This is a genomic window from Halanaerobium salsuginis, assembly GCF_900114545.1.
GTDB classification, from domain to species: Bacteria; Bacillota; Halanaerobiia; order Halanaerobiales; family Halanaerobiaceae; genus Halanaerobium; species Halanaerobium salsuginis.
Window position 1 is genome coordinate 1 of the sequence record NZ_FOTI01000057.1, and the last position, 16306, is coordinate 16306.

At 30.9% G+C, this 16306-nt stretch carries 24 protein-coding genes; 16 read left to right on the forward strand and 8 right to left on the reverse strand.

Annotated elements, in window-relative coordinates; all coding sequences use genetic code 11:
* Positions 1 to 221: transposase family protein (locus BMZ74_RS13030; protein ID WP_177181450.1), on the reverse strand; the 221-nt coding region annotated here is incomplete at its 3' end.
* A 342-nt stretch (positions 222 to 563) separates the two neighbouring features.
* On the opposite strand from BMZ74_RS13030, the gene BMZ74_RS13035 reads away from it, so the two are divergent.
* The 8 genes from BMZ74_RS13035 (at position 564) to BMZ74_RS13070 (ending at position 4591) form a co-directional block, all read left to right on the forward strand.
* Entirely contained in the window at positions 564 to 1457 is an 894-nt protein-coding gene (locus BMZ74_RS13035; RefSeq protein ID WP_089862650.1) for an SIR2 family protein, read from the forward strand.
* A gap of 235 nt (positions 1458 to 1692) precedes the next feature.
* Positions 1693 to 2001, forward strand: coding sequence for a hypothetical protein (locus tag BMZ74_RS13040; RefSeq protein WP_089862651.1), 309 nt, complete (start codon positions 1693 to 1695; stop codon positions 1999 to 2001).
* A 36-nt stretch (positions 2002 to 2037) separates the two neighbouring features.
* Positions 2038 to 2262, forward strand: coding sequence for a hypothetical protein (locus BMZ74_RS14560; protein ID WP_089862652.1), 225 nt, complete (start codon positions 2038 to 2040; stop codon positions 2260 to 2262).
* Between the two features lie 43 nt (positions 2263 to 2305).
* Positions 2306 to 2524 (forward strand): hypothetical protein, encoded by a 219-nt coding sequence (locus BMZ74_RS13050; RefSeq protein WP_089862653.1) that lies wholly within the window; start codon positions 2306 to 2308, stop codon positions 2522 to 2524.
* A 91-nt stretch (positions 2525 to 2615) separates the two neighbouring features.
* Positions 2616 to 2966, forward strand: coding sequence for a hypothetical protein (locus BMZ74_RS13055; RefSeq protein WP_143070180.1), 351 nt, complete (start codon positions 2616 to 2618; stop codon positions 2964 to 2966).
* A 219-nt stretch (positions 2967 to 3185) separates the two neighbouring features.
* Positions 3186 to 3539 (forward strand): VOC family protein, encoded by a 354-nt coding sequence (locus tag BMZ74_RS13060; RefSeq protein WP_089862655.1) that lies wholly within the window; start codon positions 3186 to 3188, stop codon positions 3537 to 3539.
* A 180-nt stretch (positions 3540 to 3719) separates the two neighbouring features.
* Positions 3720 to 3959: a hypothetical protein gene (locus BMZ74_RS13065; RefSeq protein ID WP_089862656.1), complete on the forward strand. Its 240-nt coding sequence runs from the start codon at positions 3720 to 3722 to the stop codon at positions 3957 to 3959.
* A 26-nt stretch (positions 3960 to 3985) separates the two neighbouring features.
* A complete protein-coding gene (locus BMZ74_RS13070; RefSeq protein WP_089862657.1) occupies positions 3986 to 4591 on the forward strand; it encodes a hypothetical protein in 606 nt (201 codons plus the stop codon).
* A 34-nt stretch (positions 4592 to 4625) separates the two neighbouring features.
* Here BMZ74_RS13070 and BMZ74_RS13075 read toward each other — a convergent pair whose 3' ends face one another.
* The 6 genes from BMZ74_RS13075 to BMZ74_RS13100 all read right to left on the reverse strand — a co-directional run bounded on the left by BMZ74_RS13075 (position 4626) and on the right by BMZ74_RS13100 (position 7596).
* Complete coding sequence (locus tag BMZ74_RS13075; RefSeq protein WP_089862658.1) at positions 4626 to 5198, reverse strand: capsid cement protein; 573 nt, start codon at positions 5196 to 5198, stop codon at positions 4626 to 4628.
* Positions 5199 to 5282: 84 nt separating this feature from the next.
* Positions 5283 to 6185, reverse strand: coding sequence for a fibronectin type III domain-containing protein (locus tag BMZ74_RS13080; RefSeq protein WP_089862659.1), 903 nt, complete (start codon positions 6183 to 6185; stop codon positions 5283 to 5285).
* Between the two features lie 130 nt (positions 6186 to 6315).
* Positions 6316 to 6504 (reverse strand): hypothetical protein, encoded by a 189-nt coding sequence (locus BMZ74_RS13085; RefSeq protein ID WP_089862660.1) that lies wholly within the window; start codon positions 6502 to 6504, stop codon positions 6316 to 6318.
* A 154-nt stretch (positions 6505 to 6658) separates the two neighbouring features.
* Positions 6659 to 6916, reverse strand: a complete 258-nt coding sequence (locus tag BMZ74_RS13090; RefSeq protein ID WP_089862661.1) for a hypothetical protein — start codon at positions 6914 to 6916, stop codon at positions 6659 to 6661.
* Positions 6917 to 6952: 36 nt separating this feature from the next.
* The gene (locus BMZ74_RS13095; protein WP_089862662.1) at positions 6953 to 7384 is read right to left on the reverse strand and encodes a hypothetical protein; all 432 of its coding nucleotides are present in this window, start codon (positions 7382 to 7384) and stop codon (positions 6953 to 6955) included.
* 8 nt (positions 7385 to 7392) lie between these two features.
* A complete protein-coding gene (locus BMZ74_RS13100; protein WP_089862663.1) occupies positions 7393 to 7596 on the reverse strand; it encodes a YvrJ family protein in 204 nt (67 codons plus the stop codon).
* Between the two features lie 270 nt (positions 7597 to 7866).
* On the opposite strand from BMZ74_RS13100, the gene BMZ74_RS13105 reads away from it, so the two are divergent.
* The 8 genes from BMZ74_RS13105 (at position 7867) to BMZ74_RS13140 (ending at position 16073) form a co-directional block, all read left to right on the forward strand.
* Positions 7867 to 8604, forward strand: coding sequence for a DUF5986 family protein (locus BMZ74_RS13105; protein WP_089862664.1), 738 nt, complete (start codon positions 7867 to 7869; stop codon positions 8602 to 8604).
* An 18-nt stretch (positions 8605 to 8622) separates the two neighbouring features.
* The gene (locus BMZ74_RS13110; protein ID WP_089862665.1) at positions 8623 to 9774 is read left to right on the forward strand and encodes a helix-turn-helix domain-containing protein; all 1152 of its coding nucleotides are present in this window, start codon (positions 8623 to 8625) and stop codon (positions 9772 to 9774) included.
* Between the two features lie 148 nt (positions 9775 to 9922).
* Entirely contained in the window at positions 9923 to 10462 is a 540-nt protein-coding gene (locus BMZ74_RS13115) for a hypothetical protein (RefSeq protein ID WP_089862666.1), read from the forward strand.
* 298 nt (positions 10463 to 10760) lie between these two features.
* Positions 10761 to 12020, forward strand: coding sequence for an SIR2 family protein (locus BMZ74_RS13120; RefSeq protein WP_089862667.1), 1260 nt, complete (start codon positions 10761 to 10763; stop codon positions 12018 to 12020).
* A 6-nt stretch (positions 12021 to 12026) separates the two neighbouring features.
* Complete coding sequence (locus tag BMZ74_RS13125; RefSeq protein ID WP_089862668.1) at positions 12027 to 13820, forward strand: ATP-binding protein; 1794 nt, start codon at positions 12027 to 12029, stop codon at positions 13818 to 13820.
* Positions 13790 to 14041 carry a KTSC domain-containing protein gene (locus BMZ74_RS13130; RefSeq protein ID WP_218142084.1) on the forward strand — a complete coding sequence of 84 codons (252 nt, stop codon included), beginning with the start codon at positions 13790 to 13792 and terminating at the stop codon, positions 14039 to 14041. The genes BMZ74_RS13125 and BMZ74_RS13130 overlap by 31 nt, the downstream gene beginning before the upstream one ends.
* Positions 14042 to 14914: 873 nt before the next feature.
* The gene (locus BMZ74_RS13135) at positions 14915 to 15340 is read left to right on the forward strand and encodes a JAB domain-containing protein (RefSeq protein ID WP_089862670.1); all 426 of its coding nucleotides are present in this window, start codon (positions 14915 to 14917) and stop codon (positions 15338 to 15340) included.
* Positions 15341 to 15524: 184 nt separating this feature from the next.
* Complete coding sequence (locus tag BMZ74_RS13140; RefSeq protein ID WP_177181451.1) at positions 15525 to 16073, forward strand: N-acetylmuramoyl-L-alanine amidase family protein; 549 nt, start codon at positions 15525 to 15527, stop codon at positions 16071 to 16073.
* Positions 16074 to 16195: 122 nt separating this feature from the next.
* Here the strand turns inward: BMZ74_RS13140 and BMZ74_RS14395 are convergent.
* Positions 16196 to 16306, reverse strand: a 111-nt coding sequence (locus BMZ74_RS14395) for an ATP-binding protein (RefSeq protein ID WP_245750889.1), incomplete at its 5' end; no start/stop codon positions are given.

Sequence of the window (16306 nt, forward strand, 5' to 3'; positions counted from 1 at the left end):
TTTTCAAGTCTAATAACTGTTTTTTTATCTCGAAGAGAAGTATCCTGAATCATTTGAGTTTTTCTATCATGAATCTTTTCTGCTTTTTTGCCGCAGACAGGACATTTAACATGATCTATTTTATAGTCAGCTACAAAAACTAAATATTCCTCCGTTTTAATTAAATCTGTTGCAACTAGGTCTGGTAAATCCATTAAATCTGTGATAAGATTATTATGCATTTGCTTGACTCCTTTATTGAATTTTTGGTGTTGTAACTATTTAATTCAACGGAGCCAGGCAAATGCCTTTTTTATTTAGATATTTTTAGATTTACAGTTTTTTCTTCACAACATTAATTATACAACCAAAATGTTAATGTTTTTATTTGGGATATAACTAATCTTGAAAAATTATATCAAAAATACCCTGAATTAGTTATAGAAACTAAAACTAATATTTCAAAATTAATTTTTAATTCTACTTTTTCTGAAAGTATAAAAAAAGACTCTAATGATTGGAAAGTAAAAAGAAAAAAACATATAGAAGATCTACGTCAAAGGTTTAATGAAGATGATTTAGTAGTGTTCTTAGGAGCAGGTATTTCAAAAGATGCTAAAATTCCAACTTGGGATAATCTAGTTTCTGATTTATTAGTGTCTTTAATGAGTAATAAGCTTTCTGATTATGAAATTAATTTAACAGAAAATCAGGAAAAGTTTATCGTTCAGAATTTAAAGACTATGAATGGAGAATCACCATTATTACAAGCTAGATATATTAGAAGTGGGTTAGAAGATGTCTTTCTTGATTTAACAAATGAGATTTTATATAAAAATTGTATTAATAGCTCTTCATTATTAGAAGAAATTTCACGTTTGTGTTTACCAGTTAGGAATGGGACTGGAGTACGTAGTGTTGTAACATATAATTTTGATGATTTATTGGAATATAATTTTGAAAAGTTAGGAATAAAATATAGGTCTATATATAGGGAATCGGATATTCCTACTAAAAATGAACTAGGTATATATCATGTTCATGGTTTTTTGCCAAGAAATCGAGAAGATTATGAGAATATATCCGAAAGTTTATTAGTTTTTTCAGAAGAAGAATATCATAACTTGATGTTAGATTCATATAATTGGTCTAATTTGATACAATTAAATTATTTAAGAGAAAATACTTGTTTAATGATTGGATTATCTGTTACTGATCCTAATTTAAGAAGATTATTAGATATAGCTATGAGAAAACAAGAGGATAGTGATTTATGTAAGCATTATGTTATATTAAAAATGAAATCTATTTCAGAAAAAGCTAAAAAAAAGGGTGATTTAGATGTAGATAATATTGAAAAATTTGATCTTGTTAATAGAAAATTACAAGAAGAATTTTTTAAAGAGTTAGGTTTAAATGTAATATGGGTTGAAGAGCATAAAGAAATTCCCGAAATAATTGCCAAAATATATGGTTGAAAAAGTCAAGTGCTTCGCATAACAGCAGGTTAACGACATCTCAGTTGTGAGCATCGATGAAAGTGAGGATGACTTATGTGAGATGGTAGTTTTGATTATAAGTTGGGAGCGTTGATCGGGACGTCGCTAACCTGCGGGACGTTAGACGAAATGGCAAGCAAGGCAGGATTATTGTTTAAAAAAATAATATTAAATTCAAGGGGAAATAACAATTAAAAAAATATATTTTGTTATATTGATAGTGTTTTTGTTATCTGGAATTAGTAATGCATTTGAAAGAGAAAAGCCTCAATTACCTGTAATAAGTGATCAGATAAGTAAGATAGAAAATGTTACAGGATGGATGAAAAGTCCAAGTAGTAATTGGATTAGTAGAAAAAATAGAATACCTAAGTATATGTCAAATGATTATGATATACTTCAAGATTCAGTGGAATATAGTCTTGGTATAGATAATTTTCAATTATTAGAATTAAGAGAAGTTAAAATTGAGGAACAAAAATATTATTTGTTATTAAAATATCAAAGAAGATTGGTCTTATAATTACCAAGTAAGAGGATATATATTTAAAAAACAGAAATGGATAATATTAGTTTAAAAGATAAAAAGGCTAATCTTGTTGAAATAAAGTTAAAAGCAAAATTAAACAAAGTGTATTATTCTAAAAACTATCATAATAGGTATATTGAAGATATAGCTATTAAAATTAATGAAACTTTATCAAAAGAAAACAATATGAAGGAATATCTTAATATTAATATTATGAAGTTGATTATAATATATTTGATGATTTTTGGAATGTAAAATAATAATTATAATATTTTAAGTATAAGGAGATAGATAAAGAATGACTGATAATTTAAGTAGAATAGAGGTAGAAATATTAAATTTAATTTATAAAAAAGATTATGAAAATGATTTAGAGGTAAAAATTAATGAGAGTAATTTATCATTAACTGAAGCTGAAAGCAGTAAAAGAATTCATGAAGGATGTAGATGGATATCAATTTGGATATTTAAGCAAATTAACACCAGCATTATTTCACAATGTTTTATTTTATATTGAAGTCTTTGGTAAAGCTTATTTGTCAATTAGTAATGTAAATGTTCCACATGTTCACAAACTTACTATATTATTTGAAAAAATAAACAAAACGATGTATAAAAAAGGTCATAATGATACAACATTTCAGGCATATATAATTGCAGAATTCAAAAAAGTCGTAGATTATATTGAATCAATACCAGGTGATTTTAAAGAATATTTTGTTAAGTACGATGATAATTCTGGGGATGATACTGTAATTCATTTTAATATAGATTCTCTTAATGAAATACAAAAAACAATTGACATGAGTAATGACTTTATTACTAGCTATTACTATGATCAAGATGTAATGTTTCTTAAGCCTGGACTTCTAGAAAGATTAACAAATAATGCTAAGACTAAAAATGAAAAACAACAAATAATTGATGAATATGGATACATGAAAAAAGATAATAATTAATTATTTTAATAAGTGTTGTATGGTAACTTCAATTAACATGGGATTGGCGCCATGCCTTCTGTCATAAAGCTTGCAGACTAACCAATCATAGATACGAAAAAGCAAGCTTTACGCCAGTTCCTGTGGAACCAGGCACGAGCGCAAATTCCAGGAACGTTATATGCAATAACAGCCTGTATTGCAAGTAAAGAGTATCTTCAGCAGAAAGGATAACAACCTATGAAACCTAAATTAGAATCTGCTTACATAGCTGTAGAAAATATTGATAGAGCAATAAATTTTTATGAGTGGTTTTTAGAAAGATCAGCAGCTAAGAAAGGTGAGAGTTTATATCTCTTTGATGTAGATGGATTCCGCCTTTTCTTATTTGATCATAATAACGAGAGTGAAGAAGTAAAGTATGGAGATAATTGTTTATTAAGTTTTGAAGTTGATGATGCTGAGAAAACAAAAGAAAAGATAGAAGACCGTAATTTAAAGATCGTTTTTCCTTTAACTAAAATCCAGGATAATTTAGTATTTGAGTTCGAAGATCCTGAAGGAAACCATATAGAAGTCTTTTCTAAAGTTTAAGCATCAAAATTAAGAAATAATAAAAGAAAAGCTAATCGTAACTAACGGCTGTTACAGCATATAACATGGGATTTAAGCTTCACTATAGTTCTATCCATATTCATTCAGAAAGTCTGGCCAAGGTACGTTAACTCTGTTAACTCAGATATGATATTTATTATTGCTAAATGGAGGAATATTATGATAAAAACAATTTCAGAACTATTAACTCAATTAAAAGAGAAAGAATTAGAGAAAATACAGAAATACCATGATGTTAAGCATGGTCCTATGATAGGTGAAATGTATGAAGGTTTAACAAAAGATATTATTAATAGTGGATTGGATAAAGAGTTCTTAACTAAAGATATTTTTAAAGACATAGATTTAAAAGTCGTTTCAGGGAAGATCACTAATAAAGAAGGGAAATATAGTTCCTAAATTTAGTTATTGCAAGAAATAATTCCTTGGTTAAATTAAATGGAATTCCCTATTGTACTATAAAAAATAGTGATTATTACAATATCTTAGCTAGTTATTCAAATAATCCATTATTACTGTTATTAGAAGTTATATGGACAAGGTTATCGTATAAGTTTAAGATTGATTCTTCTATTTTTGGTGAAGATATGGAGGTTGAAAAACTTAATCCATTTTTGGGAGGGTTACCAATTAATAGAGAAGGAATGAAGGGTTGGGAATATTATTTTATCAATTTAGAGGATGAAAAATTAGAAGAAGGTACGGATGCAAATCAATGGGAACCAGTATATTTAAACGAGACTCAGTTTATAGTAATACAAGAATTATGTATTAAGGGACAAATAAAAATCGATAAAGATTTTATAAAATTTATTAAAGATCGAGAATCAAACTTTATGAAATTTATTAACTGTATAAATGAGACAGGATTAGTATTTTTGGATAAGAATGATAATACCTTAAAATTACTAACTGATAATTTACAAACAGCCGTTACTCCAGAAGGATTTGTAGCTGGAGAAAATAAGAGTGGACATTTTACTAGATGGTTAAATAAAAAATATAAAAAGGAAAACAACAACGCCCTATAAAAGCAGGCGTTATGCTAACTATTATTGTAATTTATTAACCCGGCCAGATCCTGATCGACAGCGAATCATAAGTAAAAGCTACTCCAAGGGATAGAATTATTCCTTCTGTTGGAGTGTTTTCTATTATATCACCATCTATCTCCAGATAATATACCTGGCCAGCATTCAACTCCCAGTCAGAATTCTTAATTAAGCCACTACGTTTGACCAGTCCAGAGTCACCAGCCTTAATCTCACTAAGTGTTATTCCCAATATCCTAAACTTATAATCATCAGTAAGATTATAATTAGCAGCATAGATTTTACAATCGGTTTCCAGATAAACAACCCTGCCGGCCGGTATATCTTCACCAGCCTGTACATAATCAAAGATTCCGGAAGACTGATCGATCCAGTTGTAACCATCCCAGACCAGCAAACTATTTGTATCAACATTAAAGACAAACTGGCCCACCCAGGGTTCCTCAGGCAGGGTAGAAGAGGTTACGACTTTAATCCCGGGATGTTTATCCAGGATAGTAGTATTCTCCCACCAGCTCTTATCCCAGTCAAACTCACCAGTAGAGGGATTCTTAAGTTTTAATCTTGTAGTATCTTCTTTAGGCATTGTTAGACCTCCAAACTTATAAAGCAAATTATCATACAAAAAGACCGTATAAACGGCCTTTTTGTTGACCAACACCAAAATAAATTACAGGGTAACAAAACTATAGTCGCCGGACTCACCCTGATGATCAAGGGCAGTATTTGCGCCAGGTTCATCACCTTCTGCAGCCAATCCAGTATCATTAAGACCGGTCTCAGTAATTAAGGCAATCTTACCAGTTGTGGCCGGATCACTGTCAGAGCTGGAACGATAAACAGCATATTGGATAGCATTCTCCACTGGATCCCAACTAAGACTGTTGTAATTAGTCTCATCTAGAAGCTCATTACCATCATTGACAGTAACCTCTGCACATGGTAATGTATCACCGGCTGAACTTAGAGCAGTAACTTTATAACCATAAAGAGTTGTTCTGGCAGTTCTTTTCACAGTAACAGCCAGATTTTCAGGTGCAGCTAGTACTATTGCATTCTGTACAATCCGGAAGTAATAGTTAGTAGCAGACTCTAAATCATTCAAAGCCGCACTGATTTCACTATCCTGAACTAGATCGACATCGATAGAATTAGTATAGGAGCCAGCTGTAGTTCCATAATAGATAGTCGCCTGACCATCCTCATTGGCAGTCAGTTTAATCTGAGCTGAACTACTGGTAATGTTGTCAATTGCCACATTATTAAGTAGAGTAAACGCCCTCATCTGGGTTAGGATCTGGACAGCTATACCCATAAAGACATTATAACCACTCATCGGCTGTCCACTCGCCCTTACTTTCCAGGCGTCCTTATCAGTTCCTAAAAGACTTTGATAGAGAGCACTGGCAGCAGTAAAAGCTTTTCTTACTGCCTGCTGTTTAGCTGTGTTAGCATTAGTAGGATGAGCATATTGACGAACAGTATTGATCCCCTTCCATTTAGCAAAGACCAGGGAATCAGCAAACTTACCGGAAGCATCAAGAGAGAACAAAGGACCAGTAACCTTAGCCATAGTAATCACCTCCCCTCAAAAAATTATTTGTTATTTATACATTTATAAAACATGTCTAAATACAGGTACTTAGAAATCTAGAAACCAAATACAACAAGATCACAATAGATATCATTTTCTTTATTTAAAACTACTTTAATTTCATTCCTTTGGCAATTAAATCTACTGCTGGCATAGCCTCTTCAACAAAGATCTCGATTTTTACATTTACACCACTGCTACCACAAATCGAACACTTTCTTTCATCAGAATTTTTAGGGTCTTCAATCTCACAGAGACTTTTCTGCCCACATTTACTGCAGATTACAATATAGGTCATTAAAATAACCTCCAGATAATATTTTAATTACTTATTACAATTATTGCTTTCCTAAAAAATATAACGGTAAACAAGCAAGTAAATCATAATTAAATAGCAAGTAAATAATATAGATTATGCTCATAGCTATTCTAGTCCCATTAATCTAATGATTTCATCTAAATTCTCGGAGTTTTCTATCTATCCGCAGGTTACTGCCAAATCTAATCTCACCAAAAGGTTGAACTCCAAAGCCTAGCCTCCTTGGTGCTGGATAAGGACTACCAAAAGCTCCCATGCCAAAGGCCACAGTGGAGAAACCGAAGAAGACAGGTGCCTGATGGTAGGAACCAAATTCTATCTCTCCCAAACCAGCCATACCAAAACCCCAGTTAGCGAAATACTCCTGCAAAAAAATATTAATACCGGACATGTTCTTTCCTCTGGCCAGACTTTTATAGCGCTCTTTTTACTGATCACTAAGCTTTTTCCAGCGGTTATAGATATAGGCAGTAATTCCATTAATCTTGGCCCGGCGTAAAGTAAGATAATGGCTGGCCACCTTGGTTGGTTTAGGAATACAGCCTGAACGCTTATCCATATGTTTCTGCCAGTAAATCTCTTCACTGGCCAGTTCGCCACTGGCTGCAATACACCGCTTATTCAATCTTCCTTCATAACCCTGGTAATTATCAATTTTGGCGAAACTACTGGTCGGTCCCCGATCCGGGCCAGCAGAACCAAATCTCATTTGACCAAAACTATAGTTCCCGAATCCCAAACGAGTACCATGACTAATCGAGGAACAGAAACTGGATAGACCAAAGATCTGAATACCAAAGCCAAAATTAATCTTTTTTCTGGTCCAGTATTGATTGGTAATATCAGAATAAGTAGCCATAGCAAGAGTTAATCTTTAGCTTTTTCTTTAACCACAGTTCTTAAGTCATCATAATCTTTAACTTTGATACCACTCTGTAGAGCGATCATCATCGTTAAAGTATCAACAGATCTAGTCAGACTTCTGATCAGTGGTTCTATTCTCACAAGAAGATAGATAGCAACCACCATGGGAAAACCATATGAACTTGCTAATTTAAGTAACTCTTCCATCAAATCACCTACAAACTATTGTTTGTTTACTATGTCTGCATAGTAACATAGTTACAAATCTAAAACAATAGAATAGATTTACATGAAAGAAAGGTGATTAAGTATTTCGATTCAAGAAGATTGACAAGTAAAATATAATATTATAATTAATTTATAATATAAAAAAATAAGCAAAAATACTTTACGAATAAAAATATATTAAAGTAAACTTGACAAAATAGCGAAACAATCGTATAATTTATATAATACAAAAATTATGGGGGTAGGCCAATGAGAAATAGTATTAACCAGGACATAAAGGAAAAATTTGTTTCTTCAATTAACAATGGTCTATATGAAACACAGAGTAGATATAGTGGTTATGAAATAATTAATAATGCTAAACACTTTGTTAAAATGGATGATATAGCAAATAGTGTTATTAATTCTTTAAAATCTAATGTCAGTTTTGAAATCTTTATAATAAAACGTGGTTCATATAAATTACCGTTGTTTTATGATAAAAATAATGATGTGTTATATTCATTAATGAGTTCTCGGAGATTCCAAGAATTATTAGATAGAAAAGATTTTTCACAGGTACATTATTTAGATGCTTTAATAACTCTTAATGATAAGTTGCTAATTGATAAGAAACAGTTAGCTCTTTTCGATAGTTCTTCTGAAAGTAATTTACATATTATTAATAATATAAAAGAAGATATAATACAAACAATAGGGTTAGAACCCGGAAAATATATGACAATTGCTTTCGATATGGATGGGTTTAAATTATTAGGTGTTGAAGCTATTTTAACTTCCGAATATTTAGAAGTAGCCTATAGGGAAGACTGGAGTGAATTAATTGAAATTGATTATAATGATCTTTCTTATTTAGAATTAGAAGATGAAAATGATTCTGATGATTTAGAAATTACCATTAAACCAAATGTTTCAAGAAATGATGATATCACTGAAGAAGAAATTACTCCAAAAGTTATGAAAAAATCAAACCGTTCTCAAACATAGAATCAGGGGGAAACAAAGATGAATTTTAACGGGGAAAGATTAAAAAAATCAAGAATATACAGAAATATGACTATTAGTGAATTAGCAGATAAAATAGGTGTAACAAAACAGGCAGTCTCACAATACGAAAAAGGAGTAATATCACCAAAGCCAGAAGTACTATTCAAGTTAATTTCTACTCTTAATTTTCCAATGGATTTTTTTAAAGAGGAAGATTTAGTTAATTCCAAAATAGAAAATACTTTTTTTAGGGCATTACTAAGCACAAAAAATTTAGATTTAGCTACACAGGAAGTTAAGCCAGAGATCATTGTAAGAATTTATGATTTTCTTAGCAATTATCTTGATTTTCCTAAACTAGACTTACCAGACTTAAAGAATATAGAAACAAAAGATATTGAAGATGTTGCGGGCATGCTAAGAAGTTATTGGAAATTAAATGAGAATCCTATATCAAATATGGTGAGTTTACTAGAAAAAAAAGGTGTTATCGTATCATCTTTAGCAACTGATTCACATAAAATTGATGCTTTTACCCAAATCCAAACAATAGCGGATATGCAATATTATTGTGTTGTATTAGGCAATGATAAACAATCAATGGTTAGAAGAGCTTTTGATGCTGCGCATGAATTAGGGCATATTATACTGCATAACAAATTAGTTAATATAAAGGATCTATCAAAAGAAGAGTTCAAAAAAATAGAAAAAGAAGCAAATCAATTTGCTGCTGCGTTTTTATTGCCCAGAAATGCTTTTTATGCAGATTTAATTAATCCAACCAATCTTGATTCGTATTTAAAATTAAAGAAAAAATGGAAAGTTTCGATTGCGGCTATGGTGATGAGAGCTAAGCAATTAGGTCGAATTAGTTCAAAACAATATCAAAATCTTATGAAACAAATATCCTATCGGAAATGGAGAAGAAATGAGCCATATGATGATATTTGGAAAGTTCAACGCCCACAATTATTCAAAAAAGCTATTGAGATATTAATAGAAAATAATGTATTAACTGGTAGCCAAATAGTTATGGAGCTTTCTAAAGAGAATTATTCAATTAAACCAGAAGAAATTGAGGCATTGTTAGATCTAGAACCAGGTACCTTAAAAGAAAAACAATCACCTGATAACAAAGGTTTAGTATTGAATCTAAAACAAAAAAGATAAAATTATTTATAGAATAATAAGAATTAAAATTTGTATTTATTAAATTTAATTTTTAATTTAGAGTAATTTAAATTATAGCAGGAGGAGTATAATCGATAATATTATCTTTCCTATTATTACTACAATAGTTGGTACTATAGTAGGTACTTTGATTAGCAAGTTTTTATTTACGGAAGAGCTATTCTCTAAACATGAGTCTCAATCTAGAAAAGATTATATATTGCAGTACAATAAACAAAATATAATTTTAATTAATTCCAATAATAATATTGGTTATAATCAAAATAGAAGTAAAAATAAAAATGCTAAAGAAAAATCAGATCAAGATATTTTTATAATGTTATTTATGGGTCTGTTTATAGGTCTTATATTAGTAGGATTATATCTTAAATATCAGACACAGATAAATATTCTCTTAGTCAGTACTCTTTTTATAACATCTACTAGTTTATCGGCCATTTATTATATTACAAAGAGAAGAATTAATATTGACAAGCATTTCAAATTAAATTTAATCTGGATAGTAGTTGCAGCTATATTTGTTCCTATTATATTATATTACTCAAGTAATCCTTTTTATCTAAATAATATAAATAATATAAATAATAAACAAATACTAAATGTTATGGAAACTCAAGGATGTGGAGCTTTATTGACTGAATATGGCTTTAATACATTTAGTTTTTAATTGTAGTTTTATTGACGTAAATATTTCTATAAAGATTTTACATTTTATCAAAATATATGTATAATTATCAGCTGTTTTATTAATTCCATATGATTATAAGGGCAGCTTTCCTCTTGTTAGTTTTTTTAAAACTGTCGATTAACCATCAGCTAATTCCTTTGAATTTATTCAACTATTTGGAACCTTTAATATATCATTTAATTTTTATTTTCTTTGTTAATAATTATAAAATTAAAACAGTAAATAAATATATAAATATTACAATCTTTATAAAATTTATATTTAAGGAGTTGAAATAATGAGTAAGTTGATTTATGATCCTTCAGAATATATAAAAGGACTACAACAGATCTTAGTTTCAGATAAGAAGAAAATAGTTTTTTTATTTGGTGCTGGAACTTCTGTTGCAAAAAAGAACAAAATATCTATAAATATCCCTGCTGTAGCAAAGATGACAGAAATAGTTGAAAAAGAACTTTTTAAGAAAGATAAATATAAATCGGCAATAGAAGAAATTAAAAGTGAAATAGGGCAAGATAATTTTAATATTGAAACATTTTTGACAAATATCGTACAAAAAAATCAAATAATATGTACTGGCAATTTAAATGGTTTGAATAAGGGTGAATTGTGTTCTTTAATCGAAGAAACAAAAGAACAAATAAGAAAAATAGTAAGTAAACATAAAGAAATATTTGAAAATGATGGAATAGATAATTTAATACATGTTGATTTTGCTGAATGGATAAAACGAGCAGATAGAAAACAGGCAATTGAGTTATTCACGACAAATTATGATTATTTTTTTGAATTAGGAATGGAAGAAAAGAACATTCCTTATTATGATGGATTTACAGGTAGTTATAATCCTTTTTTTCATTCAGAATCTGTCGAAGACTTATGTTATTTACCTAAACAAACAAAACTTTGGAAAATACATGGTTCTTTAGGATGGCATTATAATGAAAAAAACAAAAAGGTTTTACGCACGTATTCTGATGGTGATGATATTATGATATATCCTTCTATTTTGAAATACATTAATTCTAAAAAACAGCCATATGCAGCTTTGATGGACAGATTGACAAATATTCTTAAACAACCAGATACAGTCCTAATAACCTGCGGCTATTCTTTTAACGACGAACATATAAATGAAAGAATATTTACTGCACTCCAGTCAAACACAGCAGCTCATGTTTATGCTTTATACTATGATATTAACTGGAAAGATGGTGAAAAAATATATACACTAACTGAAGACTCAGATATAGTTAAGTTGATAAAAACTAATAGAAAAATTTCTATATATGGCTGTCGAAATGCTGTTATTGGATGTCAGTACGGCAAATGGAAATTGAAGAGAAAACCTGATAAAGTTGATGCTGAAAATATCAATCTATATTTTGATACAGAATATGCATCAAAAGAAAACCCTATAAATGACGAGAAGAAAGAAAATGATTCTTTGTCTGGAGAAGGAGAACTAATATTACCTGATTTCACAAAATTTGTAGCATTTCTTCAATCAATGATTTTGCATGATGATAGGAGGTGAAAATAAATGGAAAATATTCAGACTGAGATAGGTGAAATTGTTAGTGTGAGTGGGAATATACTTACTGTTCAATTATCCAATTCAATGAAATCAAATATGCCTATTATTGATGGGATTGTATATCGTATTGGGCAAATTGGTTCTTTTCTAAAAGTACCTCTTGGCTATGCAAATCTTTATGGTATTGTTACGCAAATAGGTGCAGCTGCTATTCCTGATAGTATTATAGATTCTATAGAAGATAGTTTTACAGATATTGATAATAGGCAATGGATTAATATGGTTTTAGTGGGCGAACAGACTGGGAGGAAATTTGAACGCGGAGTTTCTCAATCTCCAACTACAGGAGACAAGGTTCATTTAGTTACAATTAATGATTTAGATATTATTTATGGTGGGTATAATGAAAAAAATTCCATAACAGTTGGGAATATAAGTATATCAGAAAGTCTAAATGCAAAAGTTGATCTAAATAAATTAATATCGCGTCATTGTGCAATTCTTGGATCCACCGGTAGCGGAAAATCTAATACTGTTGGAGTTATCTTGCATGCTATAGCTAATAAAGGATTTAAAAGTTCAAGGATTCTGGTTATTGATCCACACGGCGAATATAATAATGTACTAAAAGGAAAAAGTAATGTTTTTAAAATTAAAGCTAATAGTGAAGAAAATGAGAAAGATTTACATATACCGTTTTGGGCTCTACCTTTTAACGAACTTATGAGTATTTTCCCCGGTCATTTATCTGATCAAAATCGTGATTACATAAGAAAAAATATTGTTGAAGCAAAATTAAAATCTATTGAAGAACAGGATATTGATATTGAAAAAGAACTTGTTACTGCGGATACTCCAATTCCATTTAATTTGAAACAATTATGGTTTGAACTAGATGATTTTGAAAGGCAGACGTATAAAGAAAGAGCGAAACCTGAAACTAAAACAGAATTACAAGTTGTTGGTGATGCAGAAAGTCTTATATCAAATGAGTATAAACCTGCAAGTGCAGGTGGAGGATCTCCATTTTTAAATAATAGAGCGAAAGGAATATTGGGCTTCCTTGATAGCATGAGAATAAAATTAAAAGATTCAACTTTTAATTTTTTATTTGAACCGGGTTGTTATACTCCCAATTTGCATGGTAAAGTTGAGTTGGATTTAGGAAATTTACTATTTGAATGGTTAGGAAGTGATAAACCTGTTACAATTTTAGATTTATCCGGTATTCCAAGTGAAGTTATGATTTCTATTTCCGGTACATTATTAAAAATTATTTATGATGCCTTGTTTTGGGGACAGAATCTAACGATTGGGGGTAAAGAGCAACCATTGTTTATTGTATTAGAAGAAGCCCATAATTATTTACGTTCTGGTGATAATTCCATATCTTCACGAGCTGTACAAACTATAGCTAAAGAAGGAAGAAAATATGGAGTTGGATTAGCTTTAGTTACACAGAGACCTTCTGAATTGGACGAGACAGTTTTAAGTCAATGTGGAACAGTCATTGCTTTAAGAATGAATAATACAAAAGATAGGGGATTTATTAGTTCAGCTATTCAGGATGAGTTACAATCAATGGTGAATTTATTACCAAGTTTACGTACTGGGGAAGGCATTATTTCAGGTGAAGGTGTAAAAATCCCTTCACGAATTCAATTCTATAAACTAACAAATGCGCCTAAAAGTTCAGATCCTATAGTTTCAGAAAAGTGGATGGCTAATAAAACTGTTAGTATTGAAAATTATAATAAACTATTATCTTTTTGGAGAAATCAAAAATTGGAGGAGATATAATGAATAATGTTGAAATGACTCCTGTTAGTTCTTCTGATGTCGCAGAATTAGGTTATGATGAACCAAATCAGGTTGTATATGTTCGTTTTCTAGATGATGGATTATATATTTATAAGGGAGTACCCCAATATGAGTATGAGAGATTACTTTATGCGTCTTCAATAGGTTCTTATCTATATAGAAATATTAAGAATGTTTATCCTTATGAACGAATAGAGTAATTAAAAATTTATCCTGAAATATGTAAAAAATAAAATCCATACATTAAGGTAGCCTTCCTTCACGGACTAACTGGCTGCCCTAAAATTATGCCTAAAATGACCGCCAGAATCCTCCAGTAAGCCAGTTCGCTCCCATGTCCGTCCTTATTCCGATATTAACAGGGTAATCCACCAGGTCAAACCAGATAATTTATGAACACTATGTATGAAGGCAGCTGGTTTCACCTTTACTTTATCACTTTAAGCAATTATTAAATATATAATCTGTTTAAGCTGCATGATCTCTTTCAACCATCACTCACTGCGCACATCAAGAGCACGGCAGCCATTCCGGGCTAGTAGTATAAAAGTATTTAGCCAAACTATTATTTCCAGCATAATTTTATGTATAAAGCTGTCTCAGTCTTCAGGTTCCAGACAGAAAAGCATTGTCTTACACATCCTTATTTTAAGATAATCTCCTGTATGTACAGGATTAGCTGCCTAAGTAATCCCCGCCCAACCAGCCCATCTGCCCCGAGGGGGCTCCCTTACTTTTTCTTATGCCTAAGAAATAAGAAACAAAAATAATGCCATATAAAGAACAATGATATATTATACAATCATGTTAGCTCCTTTTTCCGCTCTTTCTATTATACTGTCAGCTGAGTAGCCAATTCCTTTATTTGCGAACAGGCGAAGCCTGTTTTCTGTAGGAATTGTCCACTCTACGCCCCATCAAATGTTAAAAACAGCACTTTTTCTTTAAGATTAACTAAACAGCATTCCCTCCAGACCGGCCGTTCCTCCTGCTGTTAACTCCCCCTAAGACATTTGATAGGGCTAACGCTGTCAGTCTTCCTTTTGGTGAAAATTTAAAGGAGCTGATTTTTGATGAAGAAAGTTAGTATTAAGTTAGTTAAAGAGGCAGAATTAGATTATGGTGTAGACAGGCTTACATCACCAGCAGATGCAGCCAGGGTTGTAAGAAAGTACATAGGAGATGCTGACCGTAAGATGTTTATAGTTATATGTCTAGATATTAAAAACCAACTTAATTCTATCAATACAGTGAGCATTGGTACCTTGACATCATCCTTGAGTCATCCCAGGGAGATATTTAAGACAGCAATACTTTCTGCTGCAGCAATTTTGATCGCCCACAATCATCCCTCAGGAATACCAGATCCAAGTAGAGATGATATTAGTATTACTAAAAAGGTGGAAAAAGCTGGTGATATATTGGGTATAGAGCTTCTTGATCATATTATTATAGGAGATTCAACTTTTCATAGTATGAAAGAACATAGTGATTTCTAGACTGGCTTAGGCCGGTTATTTTTTTGTCAAGAGAGCATAAACAGAGCAAAATAATGAATTTCTATTTATTAACAATTTACTAACGGCTTATTAACAGTTATATTGTAAATCAACCTCATTGAAATAGTTGAAAACTGTACTATAAAATGATAGTAAGAACAAATGATTGAGTGGTGGAGAAGCAGTGAAAAACAAAATCATTGTTATAGACCCTGGCCATGGTGGCCGGGACCCGGGAGCAACAGCAGATGGTATTTACGAAAAAGATCTAAATCTAAATATTACTGCCAGGTTATTCATTTTACTTAAAGATCTTGGATTTAAAGTGAAGATGACAAGAACTGATAATAGATATCTTTCATTAGGAGATAGAGTTAAAATAGCTAACGATGTAAATACAGACATTTTTATTTCTATCCATTGCAATGCTGCCAGTTCAAATAAAGCTAATGGAATAGAAACGTTATATTATCCTGGTAGTGATAAAGGAAAGATTCTGGCCGGTGTAATTCAACATAGTATGATTGATAAATTAAATATAACCGACCGAGGGTTTAAGGCAAGACCTGATCTTTTTGTATTGAAATACACTTCAATGCCGGCTGTACTTGTCGAGTGTGGCTTTATAACAAACCTAGAAGAAAGTGAGTTACTAATTACTGATAAATATAGAAATGATATAGCAGCTGCAATATCTGATGGAGTAGGTGAGTATTATAAAAAAATCAAATAGAAAAGAGGTAAGATGATGGGTATTAATTGGGGTTTAGTTGTTAATGTGTGTTTTTGTCAAGTGAAATTTGACCCTTTTATTAATTGAAAATTGACCCGGGTAAGCAAAAAATAATATTAATTTTATTGACCCAGCCACTCTTCAGTTTCTTTCATTCGGTAAGAATTACCATTCATATTAATTACATATGATTTGTGGGTCAATCTATCTACCATAGCTGCAGTTAATGCCGG